Consider the following 6,566-nt stretch of genomic DNA (forward strand, 5'->3'; position numbering starts at 1 on the left):
CTATGACCGCCATGGAAATAGAGTAAACTTATTTAACGTCAACCCAATTAAGAGATATACTAATAAAGTTATCGAGTTATCAATAAGGGATACTTTTGGATACAAAAGGGGCGATAGCGATAACATTGTTCGCACTGACACTCATAATAATTGTTCGCTAGAATGGCACACAGATTACGACTATAAAAAATAAGCAATCATCACATTCATCATATTAAGGATATCACGATGGGAAAGCGTAGCACTTTATCTAAAGGCATCAGTACGGTTGGAACTTTTACTCGCAGTAACCTAGAACGTGTGGGCGCCATGATTGATAGCGTTAATGCCAAAACTGGCAAACCGCGTCAATTTAAAGCTGTAAATCTAGGCGATGAAGATTATCAACAAGATTTATTTCGTGAGCAAACATTAAAAGCAACCCAGCAATTATTGGGCACCCGTTTCGCAACTTATGGTAAATATGCCAAAAAAGTAGTGCCAAACAGTTTGTTTGAATCGACCGTTGATGGCGCTTTCGCCCAAGTTGCAAAGCTTGCTGCCAACTGGAGCCAAATTGATTTACCTAACGAGCACCGTTTTGCTAATATCGCCAGCTTAGATGATGAAGAGCGTTACGCATTAGCGACCGCTATTGCCAATCAGAATCGTGCGTTGGCAACGATAGGTGGTTTGACAGGTCTGGCTGGGCTACCGGGTTTGCTCGCCGATACCTTGTGGCTATTGTTGGTATCACTGCGTACCGTTTATCAGCTGGGTGCGGTATACAACAAGCCACTAACAGGTAAGCAAGGCGTCAAGATGGCTTATGAGCTGCTTGCAAATGCTGACCTGAGCAAGATGCAAGAAAAACAAGCATTACTTGCAGGTATTGGTATTGGTAAAGGCTTACTTGACAATGCTCAAAGCAGTGGCTTGCACAACGAACTTAAAAACCTAGGTCTAAAAAACAAAAATGTGAATTTTTATGCTGAACAAGTCGATAGTATTGCCAGTCAAGTCGGTATTGATTTGGATAAAATTAATTTATCATGGATACGCCGCTTCTTACCAGCCACAGCAGTGATTATTGGTATGCGCTATAACAGCCAGCTGATTGATGAAGTGATTGGCGTTGCTCAAGCAACTTTTGCACCAGAAGCCAAGCTTGCCAACCGTGCTATTACTGATGATAGAAGTAGCGAAGCTGAGGTTAATAAATATGCGAGTAATAATGAGCAAAAAGAAGATAAAGCTCAAGATAATGCCTCAAAAGACGCTGCTAAAAAAGATGCTGTGAAAGAGAGCAAGAAAGGCAGTAACGCCAACTCTGAGCAGAAACAGTCTGATTCTAAAGAAGCCAACTCTAAAGAAGATAAGCCTAAAGAGACAAAATCAGAAAAAGTTGTTTCAGAAGAAGCTAAAAAAGATACTCAAAAAACTGGCAATGATAAAGCCGACAGTATCAAGGATAACCAGCAGGGTAGTGTAGATAAATCTTCTGCTAGCAAATCAAAAAAAGAGTCTGCTAAGCCGAGCAAATAACAAGAACTTAAGGTTTGTTGATTAAAGGTTTGCTGATTGCTTTTTAGCAAACTGAAGCTTTATGCTTTTACTGTTTAACTTTAATATTGGCGATATTGTCTTACTTCTCTTGAATAGTAAGATAATATCGCCATATAGCTAAAATAAACGACTTTTTTATCTCTAAATATCTTATCTAAATGATGTATACGTCTACTTTTGATACCATATTTAGTCCACTGTTTTTTGGCTTATGTCATCAAAAACAGATAAAGTGGTATAGTACTAGACTGAATACATATCTATCCGCTGCTGTAAAGTCCAACTGCTCATAAGTGGTTGAAATAGCAGCAACAAGTCTTTATAATACACTGTCCTAAAAATGGGTGTGCCAAAATCTGTCGTTAAAGTCAGATAGATGGTGCGTTTCCCTATTTTTTTGTTTTTTACCAAACGGGAGAAGGATGCCTCATGGCAACAACTAACCAATTGATTCGTAAAGGTCGCAAAACCATCAAGGAAAAGTCAAAAGTTCCTGCGTTGGAAGCGTGCCCACAACGCCGTGGTGTATGTACTCGCGTATATACTACTACCCCTAAAAAACCTAACTCAGCCATGCGTAAAGTATGTCGTGTACGTTTGACTTCAGGCTATGAAGTATCAAGCTACATCGGCGGCGAAGGTCATAACCTACAAGAGCACAGTGTTGTTCTTATCCGTGGTGGTCGTGTAAAAGATCTACCAGGTGTACGTTATCACACCGTTCGTGGTGCACTAGATTGCGCAGGCGTTAAAGACCGTAAGCAAGGTCGTTCTAAATATGGTGCTAAGAAACCTAAAGTTTAATAACTAACCGTTATTAAATGAGTTTCGATGTATCACCCATTAACTGTGCATGGGTCTGATGTGAGTAATTTTTGACCAAATGAGTCATTAAACCTTATCACATAGCGCCATGCAGTAAGGCTGACTGACAACTCGATATAACGCCATCCAATATTAATTGGTGCGAGATTGTGAATGTCAGACACTCCTGAAGAAAAGGATTATTATTATGCCAAGACGTCGCGTCGTTGCTACCCGTGAGATCCTACCGGATCCTAAGTTTGGTAGCCAAACTGTTGCAAAATTCATCAACCATGTCATGAGTCATGGTAAAAAATCTACTGCTGAGCGTATCGTTTACGGTGCACTTGAGACAGTAAGCCAAAAGCGTAACATCGAAGATCCAGTTTCTTTCTTTGAAGAAGTATTGGAAAATGTTCGCCCAATGGTTGAAGTAAAAGCTCGCCGCGTTGGTGGTGCAACCTACCAAGTGCCAATGGAAGTACGCCCCTCCCGTCGTACTGCCTTGGCTATGCGTTGGTTAGCTGAAGCTGCTGCAAAGCGTTCTGAAAAATCAATGGCTTTACGTTTAGCTGGCGAATTGAATGACGCTGCTGATGGTAAAGGTAATGCTATGAAGAAGCGTGACGAAGTTCACCGCATGGCAGATGCGAACAAAGCATTCTCTCATTACCGTTTCTAAGCTACTTTTATTTAAGCTGTTCTTTATCAATAACTATTTTTAATAGCAGCTTTTTTAATAATAGCTTTGGATTGCTGGTTTAGGCCAAGCAATCCTCGTATTGTTGATTTATTCTATTGATTGCCGCCATTATTAATGGGTGGTTCTATTGTTTTGATCGCAAGATACTTAAACAGTTAACCACCTTAGATGGCGGACATCTGTCAAGATGCTGTTCTGAAAGGGATGCTACTTTTCAAAGCCTGCAAAGCTTACGAAGAAAGTTTCCTGAGTTTAATGCCGCACTATTCTTAGTATTTACTCTTTTTTGTCCGTATTAGGCCCAATAATTAGTAGATAATATTACGAAGCCAAGTAGCTTTGTCATAGAGTATGAGGTAGAGACACAACACATTAATCTATACACGAATTTCCCTAGGAAAACACTATGGCTCGTATAACTCCCCTAAAACGCTATCGTAATATTGGTATTTCAGCGCATATTGATGCTGGTAAGACTACTACTACTGAGCGTGTTTTGTTCTACACCGGTGTCAGTCACAAACTTGGTGAAACGCATGATGGTGCGGCTACCATGGACTTTATGGAGCAAGAACAAGAGCGCGGTATTACCATTGCTTCTGCGGCGACAACTTGTTTTTGGTCAGGTATGGCCAAGCAGTTTGATGAACACCGTATCAACATCATTGACACCCCAGGTCACGTTGACTTCACGATTGAAGTTGAACGCTCTATGCGTGTGCTTGATGGCGCGTGCATGGTGTATTGTGCAGTAGGCGGCGTACAGCCACAGTCTGAGACCGTATGGCGTCAGGCAAATAAATATAAAGTGCCACGTCTTGCATTCGTTAATAAAATGGATCGCGTTGGTGCCGACTTCTTCCGTGTTGTCGAACAAATCAAAACTCGTCTAGGCGGCAAGGCAGTACCATTGGTTATTCCAATTGGTAAAGAAGACTACTTTGAAGGTGTTGTTGATCTTGTGACCATGAAAGCCATCTATTGGGATGAAGCCTCTCAAGGTATGGAATACGAAGAACGTGAGATTCCAGCTGAATTACAAGAACAAGCAGAAGAGTATCGCGAGTATCTGGTAGAAAATGCTGCTGAAGCCACTGAAGAGTTGATGGAAGAATATCTAGAAAATGGTGAATTGTCTATTGAGCAGATTCATAGTGCCATTCGTCAACTAACGATTAATAATGAAATCATCCCATTGCTTTGTGGTACTGCCTTCAAAAACAAAGGCGTTCAAAAAATGTTGGATGCGGTTATTCAGTATCTTCCAGCACCAATAGATGTACCTGCTATTAAAGGTATTCTTGACGACAAAGACGAAAGCGAAGGTACTCGTGAAGCTTCAGATGATGCACCGTTTGCTGCTCTAGCGTTCAAAATCATGAACGACAAGTTCGTTGGTAACTTAACCTTCGTTCGTGTTTATTCAGGTGTTCTAAAGCAAGGCAGTAGCGTTTATAACCCTGTTAAAATGAAGCGTGAGCGTGTTGGCCGTATCGTGCAGATGATGGCAGATGCTCAACAAGAGCTACAAGAAATTCGTACGGGTGATATCGCAGCCTTAGTTGGCATGAAAGATGTGACTACTGGTGATACCTTATGTGATGAGCAAAATGTTATCACGCTTGAGCGTATGGAATTCCCAGATCCAGTTATCAGCCTAGCGGTTGAACCTAAGACTAAAGCTGACCAAGAAAGAATGTCAATTGCTTTAGGTCGTTTGGCGAAAGAAGATCCATCGTTCCGTGTGCATACTGACGAAGAATCTGGTCAGACTATCATCAGTGGTATGGGTGAGCTGCATTTAGAAATTCTTGTTGACCGTATGAAGCGTGAATTCAACGTAGAAGCCAACATCGGTGCGCCGCAGGTTGCTTATCGCGAAACGATTCGTGAAACTGTTGAACAAGAAGGCAAATTCGTACGTCAAACGGGTGGTCGTGGTAAGTTTGGTCACGTTTGGTTACGTCTTGAGCCTATGGATCCAGCAGGCGAAGTTTTATACGAATTCGCTGAAGAAGTTGTTGGTGGTACAGTACCAAAAGAATTCCACGGTGCGGTTGATAAAGGTATTCAAGAACGCATGAAAAATGGCGTACTTGCTGGTTATCCAATCGTTGGCGTAAAAGCAACCTTGTATGATGGCTCTTACCATGATGTTGACTCGGATGAGTTATCATTTAAAATGGCAGGTTCTATCGCTTTCCGTAAAGGCTTCATGGCTGCAAACCCAACGCTACTTGAGCCAGTAATGAAAGTAGAAGTTGAAACACCTGAAGATTATATGGGTGATATCATGGGCGATCTTAACCGTCGTCGTGGTATGGTTCAAGGTATGGAAGATTTACCTGGTGGCACCAAGCAGATTCGTGCAGAAGTACCATTAGCAGAAATGTTTGGTTATGCGACACAAATGCGCTCAATGTCACAGGGCCGTGCAACATACTCAATGGAATTCCAGAAATACGCTGAGATTCCAAAATCAGTTGCCGCTGACATCATCTCTAAGTTCAACTCTAAAGATGGCGACGAGTAATTAATAGCCAATTAATAAAGGCAATATAGAGCCTAGCTTTGTATTGTCAGATTTATTAAGCCAATAACGTGTTAAAAGACTTGTTATTGGTCGCAAATTTCTTATAATATCTGCACATTAGTATGTGCACCCTTTTAACAATTATCTTAATGTGGTTAAAATTGCTTTAAATACTGTTTCAATATTATTTAAGCACTGACCCCAAAAAAAGAGGAAATACCCATGGCAAAGGCCAAGTTTGAACGCGTAAAACCACACGTTAACGTCGGTACCATCGGACACGTTGACCACGGTAAAACAACCCTTACCGCTGCTATCGCAACTGTAGCTGCAATCACCTCTGGTGGCGAAGCCAAAGACTACGCAGCAATTGACAGTGCACCAGAAGAAAAAGCACGTGGCATCACCATTAACACCTCACACGTAGAATATGACACGCCAACACGTCATTATGCCCACGTCGATTGTCCAGGTCACGCCGATTATGTTAAAAACATGATCACCGGTGCGGCTCAAATGGATGGTGCTATTCTAGTTGTATCAGCCACTGACGGCCCAATGCCACAAACCCGTGAGCACATCCTGCTTTCACGTCAGGTTGGCGTACCGTACATCGTCGTGTTCATGAACAAATGTGACATGGTTGATGACGAAGAATTGTTAGAGCTAGTAGAAATGGAAGTTCGTGAATTATTAAGCGACTATGACTTCCCAGGTGATGACACCCCAATCGTTAAAGGCTCAGCTACTGAAGCCCTTAAAGGTTCACAAGAAAAATACGGCCAACCAGCGGTCGTAGAACTACTAAATATCCTAGATACTTACATCCCAGAGCCAGAGCGTGACATCGACAAAGCATTCCTAATGCCAATCGAAGACGTATTCTCAATCTCAGGTCGTGGTACTGTGGTAACTGGCCGTGTTGAATCAGGTATCGTACGCGTTGGCGACGAAATCGAAATCGTCGGTATCCGTGACACG

General features: G+C 42.0%; 6 protein-coding genes. All 6 read left to right on the forward strand.

The features are described 5' to 3' along the window. Positions 1–193, forward strand: a 193-nt coding sequence (locus CAN34_RS14370; RefSeq protein ID WP_217320609.1) for a hypothetical protein, incomplete at its 5' end; no start/stop codon positions are given. 35 nt (positions 194–228) lie between these two features. Beyond that, positions 229–1,524, forward strand: a complete 1,296-nt coding sequence (locus tag CAN34_RS03735; RefSeq protein WP_089554509.1) for an EcsC family protein — start codon at positions 229–231, stop codon at positions 1,522–1,524. Between the two features lie 450 nt (positions 1,525–1,974). Beyond that, entirely contained in the window at positions 1,975–2,349 is a 375-nt protein-coding gene (gene rpsL / locus CAN34_RS03740; RefSeq protein WP_011281154.1) for a 30S ribosomal protein S12, read from the forward strand. A gap of 208 nt (positions 2,350–2,557) precedes the next feature. Continuing rightward, the gene (rpsG, locus tag CAN34_RS03745) at positions 2,558–3,031 is read left to right on the forward strand and encodes a 30S ribosomal protein S7 (protein WP_011514497.1); all 474 of its coding nucleotides are present in this window, start codon (positions 2,558–2,560) and stop codon (positions 3,029–3,031) included. Between the two features lie 427 nt (positions 3,032–3,458). Then, on the forward strand, positions 3,459–5,585 hold the full coding sequence (gene fusA / locus CAN34_RS03750; protein ID WP_089554510.1) for an elongation factor G: 2,127 nt from the start codon (positions 3,459–3,461) through the stop codon (positions 5,583–5,585). Positions 5,586–5,807: 222 nt separating this feature from the next. After that, the coding region (locus tag CAN34_RS03755) for an elongation factor Tu (RefSeq protein ID WP_121509219.1) at positions 5,808–6,566 on the forward strand (759 nt) is incomplete at its 3' end.

Origin of the sequence: Psychrobacter sp. DAB_AL32B, assembly GCF_002224105.1 — a bacterium.
Lineage (GTDB): Bacteria > Pseudomonadota > Gammaproteobacteria > Pseudomonadales > Moraxellaceae > Psychrobacter.

Excerpts from the sequence above, each read along its gene's own strand:
- fusA (WP_089554510.1), top strand. The coding sequence starts at position 3,459 with ATGGCTCGTATAACTCCCCTAAAACGCTATCGTAATATTGGTATTTCA.
- CAN34_RS03735 (WP_089554509.1), top strand. The coding sequence starts at position 229 with ATGGGAAAGCGTAGCACTTTATCTAAAGGCATCAGTACGGTTGGAACT.
- rpsG (WP_011514497.1), top strand. The coding sequence starts at position 2,558 with ATGCCAAGACGTCGCGTCGTTGCTACCCGTGAGATCCTACCGGATCCT.
- rpsL (WP_011281154.1), top strand. The coding sequence starts at position 1,975 with ATGGCAACAACTAACCAATTGATTCGTAAAGGTCGCAAAACCATCAAG.